At 74.2% G+C, this 19,100-nt stretch carries 16 protein-coding genes and 1 pseudogene; 4 read left to right on the top strand and 13 right to left on the bottom strand.

Going from position 1 to position 19,100, the window contains the following annotated elements; translation table 11 throughout:
• Together Msi02_RS09975 and Msi02_RS09970 are read right to left on the bottom strand one after the other, a co-directional pair.
• Positions 1-1,144: AAA family ATPase (locus Msi02_RS09975; protein WP_204048081.1), on the bottom strand; the 1,144-nt coding region annotated here is incomplete at its 3' end.
• Positions 1,145-1,247: 103 nt separating this feature from the next.
• Complete coding sequence (locus Msi02_RS09970; protein WP_204048080.1) at positions 1,248-2,348, bottom strand: exonuclease SbcCD subunit D; 1,101 nt, start codon at positions 2,346-2,348, stop codon at positions 1,248-1,250.
• A 127-nt stretch (positions 2,349-2,475) separates the two neighbouring features.
• Here Msi02_RS09970 and Msi02_RS09965 point away from each other — a divergent pair, with 127 nt between their 5' ends.
• Together Msi02_RS09965 and Msi02_RS09960 are read left to right on the top strand one after the other, a co-directional pair.
• Entirely contained in the window at positions 2,476-3,981 is a 1,506-nt protein-coding gene (locus Msi02_RS09965) for an alpha/beta hydrolase family protein (protein WP_204048079.1), read from the top strand.
• Positions 3,982-4,080: 99 nt separating this feature from the next.
• Positions 4,081-5,601 (top strand): LCP family protein, encoded by a 1,521-nt coding sequence (locus Msi02_RS09960; RefSeq protein ID WP_204048078.1) that lies wholly within the window; start codon positions 4,081-4,083, stop codon positions 5,599-5,601.
• 178 nt (positions 5,602-5,779) lie between these two features.
• Here the strand turns inward: Msi02_RS09960 and Msi02_RS44465 are convergent.
• The 8 genes and pseudogenes from Msi02_RS44465 to Msi02_RS09920 form a co-directional block, all read right to left on the bottom strand.
• A pseudogene (locus Msi02_RS44465) lies at positions 5,780-5,977 on the bottom strand (LmrA/YxaF family transcription factor); the annotation flags it as partial.
• Between the two features lie 219 nt (positions 5,978-6,196).
• Positions 6,197-7,192 carry an enolase C-terminal domain-like protein gene (locus Msi02_RS09950; RefSeq protein WP_079317896.1) on the bottom strand — a complete coding sequence of 332 codons (996 nt, stop codon included), beginning with the start codon at positions 7,190-7,192 and terminating at the stop codon, positions 6,197-6,199.
• Between the two features lie 108 nt (positions 7,193-7,300).
• The gene (locus Msi02_RS09945; RefSeq protein WP_239108264.1) at positions 7,301-8,653 is read right to left on the bottom strand and encodes an MFS transporter; all 1,353 of its coding nucleotides are present in this window, start codon (positions 8,651-8,653) and stop codon (positions 7,301-7,303) included.
• Between the two features lie 29 nt (positions 8,654-8,682).
• A complete protein-coding gene (locus Msi02_RS09940; protein ID WP_204048075.1) occupies positions 8,683-9,819 on the bottom strand; it encodes a VWA domain-containing protein in 1,137 nt (378 codons plus the stop codon).
• Complete coding sequence (locus tag Msi02_RS09935; protein WP_373308256.1) at positions 9,819-12,152, bottom strand: DUF5682 family protein; 2,334 nt, start codon at positions 12,150-12,152, stop codon at positions 9,819-9,821. The genes Msi02_RS09940 and Msi02_RS09935 overlap by 1 nt, the downstream gene beginning before the upstream one ends.
• Positions 12,142-13,209 (bottom strand): ATP-binding protein, encoded by a 1,068-nt coding sequence (locus Msi02_RS09930; protein WP_079317942.1) that lies wholly within the window; start codon positions 13,207-13,209, stop codon positions 12,142-12,144. The genes Msi02_RS09935 and Msi02_RS09930 overlap by 11 nt, the downstream gene beginning before the upstream one ends.
• Positions 13,206-14,591: a DUF5691 domain-containing protein gene (locus tag Msi02_RS09925; RefSeq protein WP_239108263.1), complete on the bottom strand. Its 1,386-nt coding sequence runs from the start codon at positions 14,589-14,591 to the stop codon at positions 13,206-13,208. The genes Msi02_RS09930 and Msi02_RS09925 overlap by 4 nt, the downstream gene beginning before the upstream one ends.
• Complete coding sequence (locus Msi02_RS09920) at positions 14,588-15,595, bottom strand: SWIM zinc finger family protein (RefSeq protein ID WP_204048074.1); 1,008 nt, start codon at positions 15,593-15,595, stop codon at positions 14,588-14,590. Before Msi02_RS09920 ends, Msi02_RS09925 begins: the two co-directional genes overlap by 4 nt.
• 115 nt (positions 15,596-15,710) lie before the next feature.
• Between Msi02_RS09920 and Msi02_RS09915 the strand changes: the two genes are divergently transcribed.
• Entirely contained in the window at positions 15,711-16,256 is a 546-nt protein-coding gene (locus tag Msi02_RS09915) for a DinB family protein (RefSeq protein ID WP_204048073.1), read from the top strand.
• A gap of 40 nt (positions 16,257-16,296) precedes the next feature.
• Here the strand turns inward: Msi02_RS09915 and Msi02_RS09910 are convergent, their stop codons facing one another.
• Entirely contained in the window at positions 16,297-17,037 is a 741-nt protein-coding gene (locus Msi02_RS09910; protein ID WP_204048072.1) for an SDR family oxidoreductase, read from the bottom strand.
• A 124-nt stretch (positions 17,038-17,161) separates the two neighbouring features.
• Here Msi02_RS09910 and Msi02_RS09905 point away from each other — a divergent pair, with 124 nt between their 5' ends.
• Positions 17,162-17,542 carry a winged helix-turn-helix transcriptional regulator gene (locus tag Msi02_RS09905; protein ID WP_239108262.1) on the top strand — a complete coding sequence of 127 codons (381 nt, stop codon included), beginning with the start codon at positions 17,162-17,164 and terminating at the stop codon, positions 17,540-17,542.
• 60 nt (positions 17,543-17,602) lie between these two features.
• On the opposite strand, the gene Msi02_RS09900 is transcribed toward Msi02_RS09905, so the two are convergent.
• Both Msi02_RS09900 and Msi02_RS09895 read right to left on the bottom strand, forming a co-directional pair.
• A complete protein-coding gene (locus Msi02_RS09900) occupies positions 17,603-18,472 on the bottom strand; it encodes a fumarylacetoacetate hydrolase family protein (RefSeq protein WP_204048071.1) in 870 nt (289 codons plus the stop codon).
• A gap of 235 nt (positions 18,473-18,707) precedes the next feature.
• Positions 18,708-19,100: RICIN domain-containing protein (locus Msi02_RS09895; RefSeq protein ID WP_204048070.1), on the bottom strand; the 393-nt coding region annotated here is incomplete at its 5' end.

The following is a 19,100-nucleotide window of genomic DNA, read 5'->3' as shown; positions in this document are numbered from 1 at the left end:
CCGGGTCCGACCGCTCCGGGTCAGGTCCCCGCACCTGCCATACGGCGTCGGCGTCCTGCCACACCGCGCCCGGTTCCGTATCGGGCCCCGCCCCGAGGCCGGGAAGCGCGCGGATCACGGCGTCGGCGGCCACCCGCCGCGCCTTGGCGGCGGCCTCCGCCCGCTGGTCTGCCTGCCGGATCAGCGGCGCCACCCGGTCGGCCCGTGCGGCCTCGTCGAGCATCGCCTCCAGGTCCGACCGCTCGTCCGCCGCCGCGTCGAGCTCCTGCCGCCGGGCGAGGGCGGCGGCGTGCCTGCGCTGCCGGTCGGCCAGGGCCCGGCCCGCCTCCAGACGGGCGCGGGCCGACAGCAGCGCCTCCTGGCTCGCCGCGCCGGCCGCGACCGCGTCGGCGAGCGCGCCGCGGGCGAGGCCGAGCACCTCCCCCGCCCAGGCGGCGGGCTCGTCGGCGTCCTCGGGCAGCAGCAGGTCGTCGCCCGCCGCGCCGCGCATGCGGTCGAGCACCGACTCGACCCGCTGGCCCAGCTCCTGCGCCTCCCGCCAGGTGCGCGTGCGGTGGTCGGCCAGCCACCGCTCCACGTCGCCGAACACCCGAACGGAGAAGAGCCGCTCCAGCAGCTCCCGCCGCTCCTCGCCGCCGGCCCGCAGGAACTTCGCGAACTCGCCCTGCGGCAGCATCGCGACCTGGCAGAACTGGGCGGCGGTCATGCCGGTCAGCGTGTTCACGAAGTCGCCGGCCTCGTCGCTGCGGGTGCTGCGCACGATCCACTGCCCGCCGGGCTCGGTCAGCTCCTCGATCCGGGCCTTGGCCTTCTCCTCCACCAGGCCGGAGCCCCTCAGCTTCGGCCGCATCCAGGCGGGCGAACGGGTGATGCGCAGCCGCCTGCCCCGGATCGTCAGCTCCAGCGTCACCGACGGCCCCCGGTCGGGCGGCGCGTGGTCGCAGCGCAGGCTCCTGGCGCTCTCCCGCTGGCCGGGCACCCTGCCGTACAGGGCGTAGCAGACGGCGTCGAGCACGGTCGTCTTGCCGGCGCCGGTCGGCCCGTGGATCAGGAACAGGCCCGCCTCGCCGAGCGCGTCGAAGTCGACCTCCTCCGTCCCGGGGAACGAGCCGAACGCGACCAGGCGCAGCCGATGCAGCCTCACCGGACCTCCTCACTCGTCCACGGGCCGAGCCCACGCTTTCGCACCGCGGCCCCCGGCACTGCCCGCCCGGCCGCCACGTCCGCGAGGGCGGCGGGCCGGCGGCTCATGCGCTCTCCTTGATGCGGCATGCCTCGACCGCCTCCTGCAGCAGGCGCCGTTCGTCGTCGTCCGCGGGCTCACCGCGGACCTCGCGGACGAAGTCGAGCGCCACCTCGATCTCGGCCCGGCCTGCGATCCTCGCCCGGCCCGCCGGTCCCTCCGTCACACCGTCCGGCTCGAAGGCGAGCGCCAGGGTGTGCGGGAAGCGCCGGCGCAGGCGTTCCATCGCCTCGCGCGGCCGCACCGGATCGGTCAGCGTCACCTGCAGCCAGTGGTCCTCGTAGCGGTCGAAGCGGCCGTCGGTCAGCAGGTCGTCGATGCGGCCGCGCACCGTGCTCACCGGCCGGGGCACCGGGGCGGGGACGAACTCCGTGCGGCCCGTGTCGAGGTCGGCCAGCCAGGAGCCCTTGGTGTGGCCGGCCTCGGAGAAGGAGTAGGCGATCGGCGAGCCGCTGTAGCGGACCGTCTCGCTCATCACCTGACGGCCGTGCAGGTGCCCCAGCGCCGCGTAGTCGACCCCCGCGAACGCGCTCAACGGCACGTGCGAGACCCCGCCGACGCTGATGTCGCGCTCGCTGTCGCTGGCCTCTCCCCCGGTGACGAACGCGTGCGCGAGCACGACCTTGCGCGCCGCAGGATGCGCCCGCACGCGGTCCATCGCGTACGTGACGGCGGCGGTGTGACTGCGCTCGGCCAGCTCCCACGGCCCCCTGACCAGCTCGGGTTCGAGGTAGGGGATGCCGAAGAACGCCACGTCGCCGATCATGACCGGCTCCCAGGCCCTGCCGGGGTCGGTGCGCAGGTGCACCCGCTCCATGAGGTCGGCGCCGAAGCCCAGCCGTACGGCGGAGTCGTGGTTGCCGCTGATCAGCACGGTGTGCACGCCGAGGGCCTTGAGCCTGGCCAGCGCCTCGTTGCACAACGCGACCGCGTCGACGGGAGGCAGGGCCCGGTCGTAGACGTCGCCGGAGACCACCACGACGTCCACCCGCTCGCTCCGCACGGTCTCGACCAGGTGGTCGACGAACGCGGCCTGGGCGCCGAGCAGGCTCTCGCGGTGGAACGACCGGCCGAGGTGCCAGTCGGAGCTGTGCAGGACACGCATGTCGCAGGAAGCTAACAGGTCCCGCCGACAAAAGCGGCCTCAATCGTCCCCCTGGTGCACGACGCAAAGGGGGAGTAATGACTTAGCCTGGGTTCGGTATCACGAGTACGCATGGGGGAGCGGCCTCATGAACGTCGGCCGGGGCACTCTCGGGGTGATCGCCGGTGTGCTGATGGTGGTGCTCGCCGCCGTCGGCCATCTGCTCTCCCCGCCGGCCTTCGATCCCCCACCCCTGTCCGCTTCGCCCCAGTTTCGTGACATACCTCCCCAGCCCGCCGCCGAAGTGCGGCCGGTCGCCCGCCCCGACCGGTTCCGTACGGAGACGCTGCTCGTGCCGGCGAAGAACGAGACGCTGAAGGCGACGATCAGGGCCCCCCTGTCCCCGGGACGCCACCCCGCGATGGTGTTCGTGCAGGGGTCGGGTTCTGGCGACGGCGGCGAGTTCACCCAGCAGGCCGAGTGGCTGGCCCAGGCGGGCATCGTGACGCTGGCCTACGACAAGCGGACGGTGGGCTACTCCTTCCGCAGCCGCGACTTCGGCCTGCTCGCCGACGACGCCCTGCGCATGCTGCGGGTGCTGCGCGGGCGGCCCGACGTCGACCCGGCGCGGGCCGGCCTGTGGGGCGTCAGCGAGGGCGGCTGGGTCGTGCCGATCGCCGCCGCGCGCGACCCGCGGGCCGCCTTCGTGGTCCTGGTCTCCTCTCCGAACGTCTCACCGCTGCGCCAGGTCGCCTGGGCGCTGAACGAGCAGCTGCTGCGCCTGCACGCCCCGACCGGCGTACGCGACCTGCTCACCCGGGCGATGGGCGGGGTCGGCTTCGACTTCCTGCGGTACGACGGGGTGCCCGCCCTGCGCGGGATCACCCAGCCCGTCCTGGCGCTGTACGGCACCGACGACCCGTCCATCCCGTTCGTGGAGAGCACCGAGACGCTCACCGGCGCCCTGGCCGAGGGCGGCAACACCGACTACACGATCCGCTTCCTCGCCGGGGCCGACCACGCCATGCGAATCCGCGGCGGGCCGTACGCGGCCGACTACCTGCCCACGCTGGCGAACTGGATCAAGGACCTGCCGGGTACGGCCAGGCCCTCGGTGGCGATCGCGGGGGCGACGCCGGTGCAGCGCTTCGAGGCGGCCGACGTGCCGGCCGCGCCGTGGTGGGGGGACAGCACGATCCTGTGGCTCACGCTCTGCCTGGCCGCGGTCGGGTACGTCGCGGCGCCGGTCACCGAGATGGTCGTCCGGCTGCGCGGGCGTGACCTGCGGCTGCAGGCCAGGATGGAGGCCAGCGTGCAGCTGTGGCCCGCCATCCGGCGGCGGCTGCGCCGGATGGCCTGGACCGGCCTCGGGGAGCTCGCCGCCGTCCTGGCGTTCATCACGCTCATCGTGCTGTTCTCGGTCAACCAGGCCGGCGCCTGGCCCGCCGTACAGGCCGGATGGCTGGTCGTACGCCTGCTCGCCATCGTGATGCTCGTGCAGACGGTCACGACGTTCGCGGCGGTGGCCGGCGGCCTGCGGGACGGCTGGGAGCCGACGCCCTGGCAGAAGAGCGTGCTCGCCGGCGTGCTCGGCGGGACCGCGCTGCTGCTGCTGACCGCCGCCTACTACGGCCTGTTCGCCTTCCCCTGGTAGGTCGAGCCCCGGGTCGAGCCTCGGTCAAATGCCGGTATGGACTGCTCCGGCTCGGGCCGGTCACGGGTTTTCTGCGGCCGGTGTCGCTTCAATTGACGCGTGGTCACCCCTGATCTGGCGCCCAGGAACGGCGCCCCGCAGGCGACGCGTCGCGGCGGGCCGGCGTTCGGAGCCGCCGCGCTCATCGGCTGGGTGGCGCTGTCGGCGGTGCTGCCCGGCGCGGCGCACCTGCGAGCGGGCCGGTGGCGCACCGGGCTGCTCCTGCTCGGCGGCTACCTGACCGCGGTCGTCGCCGTCGCGTGCGTGGCCGTCGGCGCGGACGCCGGCCTCGCCGGACGCGCGCTGGGCTGGCTGGGCCAGATCTCACTGGTGTTCGCGGCCTGTGCCGTCGCCTGGTTCTGGCTGGTCATCCGGTCGTACGTCGTCCTGCGGCCCGGGCGGCTGCCCCGCAGGGGGCAGGTCCTCACCGGGCTGGTCGCGGGCGTGCTCGCGGTCGTCGTCGCGGTGCCGTTCGCGATCGCCGCCCGGTACGTCCGCGTGTCCGAGCAGACCCTCGACTCGCTGTTCGCCGCGCCGGGCGGGACCGCCCAGGCGGGCGGCGCCGTACGCCAGGACGACCCGTGGGCGGGCCGCGACCGGGTCAACGTGCTCCTGCTCGGCGGCGACTGGGGCGACAACCGGATCGGGATGCGCACAGACAGCATCAACGTCGCCAGCGTGGACGTGCGGACCGGCAACACCGTGCTGCTCGGCCTGCCCCGCAACCTGGAGCACGTCCGCTTCCCTCCGGGCAGCCCCATGGCCGCGCAGTTCCCCTTCGGTTTCCAGCTTCCGGAGTATCGCCCCGGCTGGCGCGAGGACCTGCTGTTCTCGGTGTGGCAGTACGCCGACGACCACCCCGAGCTGTTCGGCGGGCGGCGGCACATGGGCGCCGAGGTCCTCAAGGAGACGGTCGGCCACATCCTGGGCCTGCGGATCGACTGGTACGCGCTGGTCAACATCTGGGGCTTCGCGAAGATGATCGACGCCCTCGGCGGGCTCGTGGTGACGGTGGACCGCGACATCGTGTACGGCCTGCACAACGAGGGCGTGGTCAGGTCGGGCACCCGGCGGCTGAACGGCGCCGAGGCGCTGTGGTACGCCCGCTCCCGCACCTTCAGCGACGACTTCGACCGGATGCACCGGCAGCGATGCGTCCTGGGGGCCCTGCTCTCGCAGGCCGACCCGGCCACGGTGCTGACGCGGTTCACCGAGATCGCGGCGGTCACGCGCAGGATGATCAGCACCGACGTGCCCCGGCCCATGCTGGAGCACCTGGTGCCGCTGGCCTGGAAGGTCAAGCACGCCGCGATCACCAGCCTGCAGTTCGTGCCGCCCCTGATCAACACCGCCTATCCCGACTGGGATCGGATCCGGCTGCTCACGGCCAGGGCGATCCGCGCCTCGGTCCACGCCCAGGCCGTCCCTTCCGCCACGCCGTCCGGCTCCCCACCCGTCGCGGAGCCGCGCCGGCGCCGGCACCTCCCGACGCCCTCCCCCGCGCCCGTGCTCCCGACGCCGGGGGCACCGAGCCCGATCGACGACGGCTGCGGGGCGCCGCACACGGCGATGGCGCGCTGAGCGCCCGGCGCGTACGGGCGGGGACACGCCGCACGCCGGGCGCGGGCTCAGCCCCGCTCCCCGTCCCGGCGTCCCGCGACGCCCGTGTCGTACGACCCGACCAGGCGGGCCAGCTGACGTCCTCCTCGCGGAAGCCCGCGTTGAGCAGCTTGTCGTACACCAGCCGCTCCCAGCCGCGCAGCGCCGAGGCGCACACCCGCTGGATCTCGGAGTCCGTGCCCAGCGTCTCCAGCGCCGCCGCCGTGACGGGGCAACCGTCGATCCAGCCGGACTCCCGCAGCGCGGTGGCGAGCCGCCGGGCGCAGCCTTCGACGGCCGCGGCCGTTCTCCTCGGCGTCCAGCGCCGCCCGGAGGAGCGCCGCGAACTCCTGTTCACCGTGCTCGATGGCGGCGACCTGGTGATCCTGAGCCTCACCGACTACGACGCGATGTACGCCGTGCTCGAACCGGCCGCGCACCGCTGAACGGCCGTGTGCTGGTCAACCTCAGCCTCGTGTGAGGTCGCCCGTTCGGTGAGCGCGGGTGAGCGCCTCCCGTTCGAGGCCGGCGGATCCGATTGCGGCCCGAGGCCGGTCGGAAGCCGCCGGCTCGCGGATCAGACGTGGAACGACTCGCGGGCCATGCGGCGCACCCGGTCCTCGTCCACGGTGTGCCCGAGACCGGGCTGGGTCAACGGCACGGCGACGACCCCGCCGGACGCGCCGACCGGCGGGAGCACCACCTGGGCGCTGCGCGGCGGCTCGGCCACGTCGCTGGGCAGGGAGCAGCCGGGCAGGCTTGCGACCGCGACCGTCGCGGCCCGGGCCAGCCCCGCGCCGAGGCCGCCGGCGCAGACGATGTCCCACCCGGCCTCCACCGCGCGGTCGTGCGCGAGCCGTACGGCGCCGAGCGAGCCGAACTTCGCGGGCCGCAGCAGCATCGCCCGGCCCGCCTTGAGGCTCACCGCCTCGTCGAGCTCGGCCACGGAGGTCACCTCGACCGCGACCGCGGCGGACACCCGGTCCTGCAGGTCGGCGCTGGTCAGCAGGTCCTTGAAGGGGCGTTCGATGGCCACCACCCCGTAGGCGTCCAGCGCCTCCAGCTGCGCGATCTCCGTGTAGGCGCCGCGCCCGTCCACCGCGATGGCCAGGCCGGGGTAGGCGGCGCGCACGGCGCGCAGCGGCTCGACGTCCCAGCCGGGGTGGACGTCCAAGGTCACGTGCCCGTAGCCCGCGCAGACGTGCCGGTTCACCCGGGCGACCATGCTCTCCAGCGAGCGGTCCGCCGTCAGCCTGACGGTCGCGATCAGCGACGTGCGGCTGCCGCCGAGGGCGTGGGCGAGCGGGACACCGTTCATGCGCCCCCACAGGTCCCAGCAGGCCATGTCGCCAGCCGCGCCGCCGGGGATCTCCCCCAGCTCCGACGGGTGCTCCCAGTCGAGGCCGATGAGCGCGGGCAGGGCCCGCTCCAGCGGCCCGGCCTCGGCGGGGTCGACGGCCTCGCCCCAGCCGACCATGCCGCCGTAGTCCGTGATCTTTATCAGGACGGTCTCCGGACGCCTGCCGTACGGCAGGGTCATCCTGAAGACCTCCAGCTCCCGGACTCGCGGCACTCGGATCCCCTCGCTTCTTCCCCCGGATCCCGCCCGAGGCCGTCCCGGCGGCGCCTCGGGTGCGCTGCGCCCGGCCGGCCTGCTCCATGGCGGGATTTCCGGGATTCCCTAGACCTCCATGGTGCCCGCTTCGCGCCGGTGCTCGAAACGGCCGCCCACGAGCGTGGCCGTGCCCGCCATGACGACGAGCAGGCCCAGGCACGTCAGGTAGACCCACGGCAGGCCTCCGTACGCGGCGAGCAGCGCGCCGGTGACCGAGACGGCCACGACCGAGAAGACCGACTCGCCGACGCTCAGCGACGCGCTGTTGCGGCCCTCCTCCCCCGGCGCCGACAGCTCCAGGACCAGCACCGACAACGTCGGGAAGACCATGCCGATGCCGAGCCCGGCCACCACCCAGCCCGCGAACACGACGAGGACGGGCGCGCTGGGGATGACGGCGAACGCGGTGACGCAGATCCCGGCGGCGATCAGCGTCGCGCCGAGGCGGATGGTCAGCGCCCGCGCGTGCGGCCTGCGGCCCTGGATCCACGAGCCGAGCGACCAGGCGAGCGACCCCCCGGTGAGCGCGAGACCGGCCTCGGCGGCGTTCAGCCCCCGCTCCTGGACCAGCATCAGCGGGACGAACACCTCGGCGGCGAAGAACGACCCGGCGCCCAGGCCGCGCAGCGCGACCACGGTGGGCAGGCCCCGGGCGGCGCGCAGCGTCCCCTTGGGCAGCAGCCTCGGCAGCGTCAGCGCGAGCACCGCCAGCCCGGCCACGACCAGGGGGATGCCCGCGGCCGCCGCGCCGCTGCCGTACTGCAGCAGGGCCGCGCCGATCGCTGCGCACACGCCCCAGGCGAACCTGGGCAGGAAGGCCCGGCCCATCGCCTCCCTCGGCTGCCCGGCCGTCGCGGGCAGGCCGCGCCACATGATCAGCGCGGCGGGGACCGACAGCACCGCCACGCCCAGGAAGATCCAGCGCCAGCTCCACGTCTCCGCCACGAAGCCGGTGACGGCCGGGCCGACCACGGACGGCAGCACCCACGCCGCGGCCAGCGCGGAGAACACCCGCGGGTGCATGGCGGAGGGGTACGCCTGGGCGACGAGGACGTACAGCGCCACGTTGAACAGGCCGCCGCCGAGTCCCTGGAGGAATCGGCCGACGAGGAAGACCTCCATGGCGGGAGCGAACCCGGAAACGGCCAGTCCGGCGACGAACCCCGCCACTCCCGTCCACAGGGCGGGGAACGGCCCCCGTGCGTCACTCCAGCGCCCGCCGACCACCGTGGCGATGACGTTGGCCGCCATGCCGCCGCTGAACGCCAGGCCGTACAGATGGTAGCCGTTCAGCTCCCGGCCGATCAAGGGCATCGCGGTGGCCACCGCGAGATATTCGAACGCCACGAGCATCACCAGGGCCACCATCCCGACGCTCAGGGCGCGGTATCGCTGGCTGAAGACGGCTGGGGCGGTCATTACCGAAGACATGATACGGACATTACAAATCACCGTCCTGACACGGAAATGCGACCTTGGTCGTAGGACCGGCGCTCGATGGCGGCCGCCATGAGGCCGGGAAAGGCGTCCGGTGTGCAGGCGAAGGCCGGGACACCCATCGCGGCCAGCGCCGCCGCGTTGTCGTGGTCGTACCGCGGCGCCCCCTCGTCCGACAGTGCGAGCAGCACGATCACCTGGACCCCGGAGGCCGTCATCGCGGCGATCCTGCGCAGCATCTCCTCCCGCGGCCCGCCCTCGTACAGGTCGCTGATCAACAGGAAGATCGTGTCGGCCGGGCGGGTGACGAGGTTCTGGCAGTAGGCCACGGCCCGGTTGATGTCGGTGCCGCCGCCGAGCTGGGTGCCGAACAGCACCTCGACGGGATCGCGCAGCCGGTCGGTCAGGTCGGCCACGGCCGTGTCGAAGGCCACGAACGAGGTCTTGAGCGAACGCATCGAGGCGAGCACCGCGGCGAAGACGCCCGCGTACACCACTGAAGCGGCCATCGAGCCGCTCTGGTCGACGGCCAGCACGACCTCCCGCTGCACGGCCCGCTGTCCGCGGGCGTATCCGACCAGCCTGGAGGGCACGACGGTCTTCCGCTCGGGGAGATAGTTACGCAGGTTCGCCCGGATCGTACGGTCCCAGTCGACCTCGGCCGCCCTCCTGGGCCGGTGGGTCCTGGCCGAGCGGTCGAGCGCGCCGCTGACGGCCGTCAGGGTGCGCCGCGTCAGCCGCGCCTCCAGGTCACGCACGACCGTGCGGACGACGGCCCTGGCCGACTCGAGGGCCCGCTCCGGCATCAACCGGCTCAGCGACAGCAGCGTGCCCACCAGGTGCACGTCGGGCTCGACGGCCTCCAGCATCTCGGGCTCAAGCAGCAGCCGGGTCAGGTCGAGCCGCTCGATGGCGTCCTTCTGCATGACCTGCACGACGCCGGCGGGGAAGTACTCCCTGATGTCCCCCAGCCATCGGGCCACTCGCGGCGCGGACGCGCCGAGGCCGGCGCCGCGCCGTTCCTGCCCGTCGTCGTAGAGGGCCGTGAGGGCGGCGTCCATCCGGGCGTCCGCTCCGTCCAGCGTCCCCTCGGCGGTGCCGCCCAGCACCAGCCGCCAGCGGCGCAGCCGCTCGTCCTCGCCGTCCATCAGGGTCTCCCTCCCGTCTCGCGTCCCAGGATCGCGCGCACGGTCCGCACGGCCCCCGCCGCCAGCCCGTCGTCGCAGTCCGCCCCCTCGGCGCCGCCCGCTTCCGAGGAGCCCGGTGCGGAGGAACGGAGTGCGGCACCGGAGCGGACCCGCCGGCCGAGCATCCGCCGCTCCGGCGCCGGGAACGCCCCGAACGTGCGCCGCAGCAGCGGCAGCACGTCCACGAACGCCTCGGGTGACAGGCCGGTGAGCCAGGCGTCCACGGTGGCGAGCAGGCGCGGGTCGTGGACGAGCAGCAGGCCGCCCCCGGACAGGAAGCCCTCCATCCAGGCCGCCGACCGGGCCGGGGGGTTGCCGGGCGACATCGACCGCGCCATGCGGGCGGCCACGTCGTCCTCCAGGGCCTCGGCGTCGAACAGGATCCGCACGATCCGGCCGTCGAGCAGCCCCGGCAGGTCGTCGCGCCGGGCGATCCCGGCCAGCGTCGTGAGCCACCGGCCGCTCCCCATCAACCCGGCCGCGGTGTGGACGCCGTCCATCAGCGCCGCCATCTCGCGCGCCGCGTCCTCGTCCAGTCCCGTGAGGGCGGGGGACAGGCCGGCGCAGATCCGCGCGAGCATCGACTCGGTGACGCCGGCGAGGCCCTCGGTGCCGCGCACGTCCCCGTAGCGGCGGGCCCGCACGAGCGCGGGCAGCGCGCCCATGAGGTGGCGCACCTCGCCGTCGAGCGCCGCCCGGTCCTCGATGCGCCCCAGGACGTACGGCAGCGCGTCCGGCAGGTGGGCGAGCAGGCAGCGCTCGACCAGCACCGCCAGCTCGGGCAGGCCCGCGCCGCCCGCGAGGTCGCGTACGCGGGCCGTCGCCGCCGCCTCGACCGTGATCCCCCACACGGCGGCCTCGATGAGGGCCACGTCGAGCTCGGGGCGCCACTCCAGCGACCAGGACTCCTTGAACGTCCCCTTGGTCCGGGCCCGCCGCCGCGTTCCCCAGGGCACCTCCAGCAGGGCGAGCCGGTGCAGCAGCCGGCTGCGGCCGAGGTCGAGCGGCCTGCGCAGGTCGAGGTCGTGCTCCCCCGCCATGGCCTCCGGTTTCATGCGCAGCCGCCGCTGCTCGTCGCGCAGGTCCCGCCGCAGCGGCACCATCGGTGTGGCGTCCGGCACCTGCCCGAGCCGCTCCCCCACGACCATCCGCCGCTGCACCAGCTCGACCGGCAGTTCGTCGCCGCCGCACAGCACCGCCCTGACCGCCTCGGTGACCTCCGACAGCCCGGCGAGCGGCCTGCCGCGCAGCGCCGCCAGTCCCTCGGCCAGCCGTACGGCCTCGATGACGTGCGCGGAGGAGACGGGCAGGTCCTCCTCCCGCAGGATCGCGGCGGCACGGGCGAGCCAGCGCTCCACCGGGCGATCGGGCGCCGTGAACAGGTGCTCGTACCACCCCGGCGCGGCGACGCCCGCGCCGTAGCCAGCGCCCGCCGCGAGCCGTCCGTGGGTCCACGGCACCCATGTCATCTCGACCCTGACCTTGGGCAGGCCGCGCAGCAGCCGCTCGTCCTCCGCCGCCGAGGGCGGGCTGCCGGGCCCGTCCGGCGCGTCCCGGCCGGACCCGGCGGGCAGGCCGCTCCCGCGGACGCGGCCGCCGGACAGGGACGGCCTGGGCGGAGTCAGCGCCAGCGGAGTCAGCGCGGGCAGGTGCCAGGCCCCGCAGACCACCGCGATCCGGGCGAAGCCCTCCCGCGCCGCCTTCCGCAGCGTCCTGCGCATGTACGCCTCGCGCCGGGCCTCGACGCCCTCCGCGACGTGCCCCTCGCGTACGGCCCGCATCGCCTCGGCGACCACGTCGAGCGTCCCGGCCTCGCCCCGGTGCTCGACCAGGTCCTCCCACCACCGCTCCGGGTCGTCGTACCCCGCCGCGCGGGCCAGCTCGCCGATGGGATCGCGGCGTGCGGGGTCGGCGTCCAGCGCGAGACCGTGCGCCGCGGGCAGGTCGCAGAACCGCGCCTCGACGCCCGCCCGGGCGGCGTAGGCGATCGCCTGCCACTCCGGCGAGAACTCCGCGAACGGCCAGAATGCGGCCCGCGACGGCTCCCCCGGCACGTACGCCAGCAGCGCGACGGGCGGGCGCATGCCGGGGTCGGCGGCGAGCGCCACCAGGCCGTCGGCCTCGGGCGGGCCCTCGACGAGCACCAGGTCGGGCCGGATCCGGTTCAGCTCGTCACGCACGGCCCTGGCCGATCCCGGCCCGTGGTGCCGCACCCCCAGCACCCACACTTCCGGCATGGGGACCTCCGGCACCCCCGGGCCGGACGAGGCGCCGGCGGCGATCTCAGCCGGCATCGCGGCAGGCCCGGTAGAAGTCGCGCCAGTCGTCGCGGTCGCGGACGACCGTCTCCAGGTACTCCTGCCAGACCACGCGGTCGGACACCGGATCCTGGACCACCGCCCCCACGATGCCGCCCGCGACGTCGGCCGGGCGCAGCACGCCGTCCCCGAAGTGGGCGGCGAGCACGATCCCGCTGGTGACGACCGAGATGGCCTCCGCCGTGCTGAGCGTGCCGCTGGGCGACTTGACCTTGGTCCGCCCGTCGGAGGTCACGCCCGCGCGCAGTTCCCGGAAGACCGTCACCACGCGGCGGATCTCCTCCAGCCCGGTCACGGTCTCGGGCAGTTCCAGGGAGCGGCCGAGCTGTGCCACGCGCCGGGCCACGATGTCGACCTCCTCCTCCGTGGTGGCGGGGACCGGCAGCACGACGGTGTTGAACCGCCTGCGCAGCGCGCTCGACAGGTCGTTGACCCCGCGGTCGCGGTCGTTGGCGGTGGCGATGACGTTGAAGCCCTTGGCCGCCTGCACCTCCTCCCCCAGCTCCGGGATCGGCAGCGTCTTCTCCGACAGCACCATGATCAGGGCGTCCTGGACGTCGGACGGCATGCGGGTGAGCTCCTCGACCCGGGCCAGCCGTCCCTCCGCCATCGCGCGCATGACCGGGCTCGGCGTCAGCGCCCGGCGGGAAGGGCCCTCCGACAGCAGCCGCGCGTAGTTCCAGCCGTAGCGGACGGCCTCCTCCGCCGTGCCGGCCGTGCCCTGCACGAGCAGGGTCGAGTCGCCGCTGATCGCCGCGGCGAGGTGCTCGGACAGCCAGGTCTTGGCCGTGCCGGGCACGCCGAGCAGCAGCAGCGCCCTGTCGGTGGCGAGCGTCGCCACCGCGACCTCGACGATCCTGCGCGGGCCGATGTACTTCGGCGTGATCTGGCCGCCGTCCCCCAGCACGTAGGTCGTGACCGCCCAGGGCGACAGCCGCCAGCCGGGCGGGCGCGGCCGGTCGTCGGTCTTCGCGAGGATCGCCAGCTCGTCGGCGAACTGGTCCTCCGCGTGCGGGCGCAGAACGCTGGTCATGCAAGCTCCTTGAGCATGTCGAAGCGGAATCGCAGGGTCGCGGCCAGTTCGGGGACCTCCCCCGCGTGCTCGTGCATCGCGGGGTCGAACCGCTCCCCCGCCAGCCGGATCAGCTCGCCGGCGTTCCACGGCTGGTTCCGCGTGGTCTCGACGATCTTCTTGAGCACGGCCCTGGCCAGCCGGTGCCCCCACGGCCGCGGCACGCCGCCCAGCATCATGACCATCTGGCCGTCCACCGGGTGGCCCGCCACCAGCTCGGCCGCCCGGTGGGACCGCTCCTCGGGCGGGAGCACGGCCAGCAGGTCGGTCAGCGGCTCGGCCTCGAACAGGGCGCGCGCCCACGTCGCGTCCCGCTGCAGGATGGCGGCCCGGGTCCAGCCCATGCGGACCTCCCGCTCCCAGTCGCCGATCCGGGCCGCCGCGATCTCGCCCGGCGGCATGCCGAGGTGACCCGGCCAGAACGACAGCGGCGTGTGCGCCACCACCTGCTGCAGCCACCAGCCCCGCGTCTCCATGCCGGCGGGTGGCCGCGCCCTGACCCCGTCGCGTTCCATCGCGCCGTCGCAGGCCGATGGCGGCTCCGCCCGCAGCCCGGAGCCGCTCCCGGTCACGAACCGGCGCGCCCGTGCGGTCATGCGGAGGGCCAGCCGCGACCGCGGCAGGCGGGTGAGGAGGTCGGCGGCGGCCTGCCGCACCTCGCGGCGCCGGTCGTCGAGCACCGCCTCCAGGAACGGCTCGTCGGCCATGCCGAGGCCGTCGGCGAGGATCGTCACGAAGACGGCCCGGTCCTCCGGCGTCTCCGCGCTCCAGCCGCGTTCCAGCAGTTCCCGCGCGGCGGCCGGATCGCGGCGCCGCAACGCGGTCAGGAAGGCGCGCCTGTCACCGCTCGTGCCGAGCTCCCACACCTCGTCAGGCGGCACGTGCGCCGGCTCCGCCAGCAGGTACGTCCAGGCGGAGTTGAGACCGGCGAGCCAGCGGCCCCGGGCCCCGGTGACCGCCCCAAGGTACGCACGGATCGACCGGTCCCGCGCCCCGAGGTCGAGCAGCCCGGGGATCATCTCGGCCGGAACCCGCACCCGCCGCGCGGCGGCCGTCTCCAGCCACTCGGTCAGCAGCCTGCCCTGCTCACCGGCGAGCATCCGGGCCAGCCGGTCCGCGGCGGCGCGGGGCACGAGCGGCAGCGTCTCGGCCGCCGCCGGGGGCGGCGGCCCGCCTCTGCCCGGCCGCCGCCCCGCGCGCATCCGGACCACCTGCTCGGCCGCCCGCTCCAGCAGGCTCTCCGGCGGGACGGCGCGGCGGTCTGCGCCCACCAGCGCGGTGGACACCAGTTCCTCCCACGTGACCCGCCCGGCCTCCCACCCGCCGGGAACGGCCCGGGTCATAACCGCACCACCCCGCCCTCCTCGTCCCAGGCCGTCAGCGGGAGCAGCCCGCGCGGCGTCCACTCGGCGGCGACCGTCACCGGCCGCCCGCCTGAGACGGCCAGCAGCCGCCACGGGACGCCCGCGGACGGATGCAGCGGCAGCGCGTTCCCCTCGTCGTCCGCGAGGCCGTCCGGGCAGGGGACGGCCCCGTCGAGCACCAGCGGCCAGGAGTCGGTCCAGGGATCGGCCGCGAGCACCTCCGCGATCAGCGCGGGCACCTGGGAGACCTTCGTCCCCGGTGGCGGGCCCGCGTCGACGAGGTTCCGCCGCTCGGCCACCAGGGCGCGCAGCGGCGACGCACCCGGGTAGAAGGCCAGGTCAGCGTCGATCGTCGTGCCCGGCGGCGGAAACGACTCGAGCGGCTGCCCGACCGGCGAGAACGACAGCACCATCGCCAGGCGGCCCGTCGTGCGGCCCGCCAGCCACACGCGCCGGGCGACCAGCCGGTCCTGCTCCTCGTCCCGGCAGCCGACGACATCCCAGTGGTCCGGCACCGCCGGGGTGGCCAGGACGGACTCCCTGGTGACGGGGAAGCCGACCCGGGCCCGCACGGTCTGCCGCAACGGCTCGGGCAGCGCGGCGGCGCGCCGATGGGCGACCGCGAGCAGATGAAGCAGCGCGTACTCCGCGAGCAGAAGGCCCGGCCAGTCCTCGGCGGCGAGCACCCGCGAGAGCCGCGTGACCGTCCCCGCCACGCCCGGGGTCTGCGCGTCGACCAGCCGCCTGGCGAGGTCGTCCCAGTCGGCCGGCCCCGTCTGGCGCGCCTGCGCGATCCCCTGCCCGATCTGGTCGGCCAGCCACCGCTCCAGCTCCGACAGGCCCGCGGCGACCCTGCTCTCCCGCTGCTCTGCCTGGGTGCGCCTGGCCGCCGCCCGGCCACCGCCCTCGGCGCCGGCTCGGGCGCGGTCTGCCCCGGCGTCGCCCGTGTTCCGGGTCGTGGCCCCGCCCCACCTTTCCTTCACGCGCCGCACAGTAGCCACGCGCTCCGACAAAACCGGGCCCGGCCGCGGACGGCCGCCGCACCGGCCGGGATCGCGGCGGCCGGAAGTGTCGGTGCCGTCTGGCAGGATCGGGCCCATGAGCGAGATTCCCGAGGCGAACTACTCGAAGACGTGGGACGAGGATTCCCGGTCCGCCCTGCCCCTCGTCGGCGACGAGCAGGGGATCCTCACGGCCTTCCTCGACTGGCACCGCGAGACGTTCGCGCTGAAGTGCTCGGGTGTGCCCAAGGAACGGCTGTCGGACAAGGGGGTGCCGCCGTCCGGGCTGAGTCTCCACGGGATCCTCCGACACCTCGCAGCCGTGGAGCGGTGGTGGTTCCGCATCCAGTTCGCCGGTGAGGACGTCCCGCTCCTCTACTACTCCGACGACGACCCCGACCAGGACTTCGAGGATCTGGACGGGGACGTCGAGGAGGCGTTCGCCGTGTGGCGGGCGGAGTGCGAGCGCTCCCGCGAGATCGTGGCCGCCGCCCGCTCACTGGACGAGACCGGCGTCCACCGCGCCACCGGACAGCCGGTCTCACTGCGCCGCATCCTCGTGGGCATGATCGCCGAGTACGCGCGCCACAACGGGCACGCCGACCTGCTCCGCGAGCGGATCGACGGCGCCACCGGCCAGTGAGGGCGTGAGCCGGCGACCGGTGATCGCCCGGCTGACGGCCTCATCGGTCGATGAGGATGCCGTGTCCCGCGTCCACGGTGACGCGGGCCCCGGTGACGGCGTGGAAGCCCCCGTCCGCGACAGCGGCGATCACCGCGGCCACGTCCTCGGGCTCCAGCATCCGCCCCAGGACCGAACGTCTGCCCAGTGCGGCCTCGACCTCAGGGGTGCGAAGCCCTGCCGAGGCGTCGGTGCGGACCGCGCCGGGGGCCACGATGTTGACGGTGATCCCGTACGGCCCGGCTTCCCCGGCCACCTGCTGGGCGAAGGCCTCGAGCGCCGCCTTCGCCGACGTGTGCGCGACGCCTCCCGGCCGGACGAGGCCGGCGGCGACGCTGGAGACGTACACGATCCGGCCCCGTCGCCGCTCTCGCATCAGTGCGAGAGCGAGCTTGCTGACGTGGAAGACGGCGGCGAGTTCACCGGTGACCTTCCCGGCGAAGTCCTCCCAGGTCATCTCGGCCAGCGCAGCGAACGGCGGTTGGATGTTCGCGTTGCACACCAGGACGTCGAGGCGACGGCAGGCGGCGATCAAGTCCTCCGCCTGCCGCGGCTCGGTCACATCGGCACGGACGGGCTCGGCGGTTCCCCCGGCCTCTTCGATCGCGCCGGCCACGGCTTTGACCGCCGCCTCGTCGCGACGGTAGTTCAGGATCACGTGATATCCGCGTGCCGCCAGTTCCCGGGCTGCCGCGGCGCCGATCCCCCGACCGGCACCTGTCACGAGTGCGACCTTCTCCATTTCCCGCTCCCCTCGACCCGAGGAGTCACGTTAGAAGACCGGCTTTCTTTCAGTAAGGACGTACCTTGAGGTAAGTTCATGACCTCGAAGTCGGGGTCCAGGCCGCAGGGCGGAGGCGGAGCCGTTGAGTGACGAGTTTCACAGCGGCTGCGCCGCCCGCATGGTGCTGGAGCATGTCACGAGCCGCTGGGGCGTACTGGTGCTGAGCGCGCTGTCCGGCGGACCGCTCCGGTTCTTCGAGCTGCGCGAGAAGATCGAGGGGATCAGCGAGAAGATGCTCTCGCAGACGTTGCGCACGCTCGCCCAGGACGGCCTGGTGCTCCGCACCGTCGTGCCCTCCGCTCCACCCCAGGTGAGTTACCGGCTGACGCCGCTCGGCGCGGGCATCAGCGAACCACTGCGAGGTCTGACGGCCTGGATCCGCGACCATGCGGACGCCATCGTCGCCGCCCGAGCGGCGCACAGCGCCGCCTCGCCCGGCGAGCAGGCGAGCGACGCGACGTGAGCGCTTCCCCTCATGCGACCGTGATCCCTCGCGGGGCCGCCGGCAGCCCCGGGAGGCCCGTCACACGTCGACGTCCGCGACCGTGCCCACGGGGGTGACCAGACGGCCCAGGCCGTCGATCTCGATGCGCACCTCGTCGCCTGGCGTCAGCGTGAAGTCCGACTCGGGCACGAGGCAGGTGCCGGTGGCCAGGACCACCCCGTAGGGATAGCGGTCGGCGCGCAGGAGATGCTCCACCAGGTCGTCGATGCGCCGGTGGAGCAGGCCGGTGCTCGCCGAACCCGCCCAGATCTCCCGGGAGCCGCGCGAGATACCGAGACGGATGCCGAGGGCGTAGGGGTCCGGGACCTCCCAGGCGGGGCGGATGCCCGGCCCCAGGGCGGTTCCGCCGAGGTAGACCTTCGCCTGCGGGAGGTACAGCGGGTTCTCGCCCTCGATGGAACGGGAGCTCACGTCGTCGCAGATGGTGTACCCGGCGATCTCCCCGTTGGCGCAGACGACCACGGCCAGCTCCGGCTCCGGGACGTTCCACGACGAGTCGGGCCGTACGGCGATCGCCTGCCCGTGCCCGCGCACCCGCCAGCCGAGCGACTTGAAGAACAGTTCGGGGCGGGGAGCGTCGTACACCATCTCGTAGACGTCGGGGGCGCGGCTCTCCTCTCTGCGCGCCTCCCGAGATCTGCGGTAGGTGACCCCGGCGGCCCAGACCTCCGTCCAGCGGTCCACGGGGGCCGCGAGCGAGGCCAGCGTCACGGCCTCACCGGCCGCCGCCGCGAGGGACCGGCGGAAGTGGCCGAGGCCGGACGACAGCGCCTCCCCGAGCGAGAAGTCCTCGGGGAGCAGGCGGTCGCCCTCCTCGTCGCGGACGGCCCAGCGCGCGGGGCCCGGAGCGCCGGTGTGATCGGGGAGGTAACCACGAACAAGTCGCATCAGTGTGTGCCTTCACGAGTCGACGACTGTTTCTCATCGGCAACTGCTGCGGCCCATCGTGGTATGAGCCGGCCCGGCTGGGAAGGCCCCGCTACCCGCGCGGGCAGTTCCCAGAGCCTTTCACCGGGATCGGCACGTGGCCCGTCAGGGAACGCTCCGGTACGGCGGACGCCGCCGCACCGGAGCTTCCTCACCGAAAGGAAGAATCAGCAGGCGGGGATCGCGGCCCCGGGCGTCAGCTCCGCGTCCACTTCTGGTTGTTGCCACCCCAGCAGGAGTACAGCTGGATCTGGGTGCCGTTGCTCGTGCCCGCGCCGACGGCGTCCAGGCACAGGTTCGACTGTACGCCGACGATGGTCCCGTCCGAGTTGAGGCGCCACTTCTGGTTGTCGCCACCCCAGCAGCTGTAGATCTGGACCTTGGCGCCGTTGCCGGTGCCCGCGGCGTCCAGGCACTTGTTGCCGTAGACCCGCAGCTCCTGCGCGGAGGTGTAACTCCACTGCTGGTTGCTCTGGCCGTTGCAGTCCCACAGCTGCACCTGGGTGCCGTCGGTGGTACTGGCGTTCGGCACGTCCAGGCAGCGGCCGGAGGCGACGCTCTTGATCTGGCCACCGCCGCCGCTCGGGGG

The organism is Microbispora siamensis (assembly GCF_016863095.1).
Lineage (GTDB): Bacteria > Actinomycetota > Actinomycetes > Streptosporangiales > Streptosporangiaceae > Microbispora > Microbispora siamensis.
This window is presented reverse-complemented; position numbering and strand designations above follow the sequence as displayed.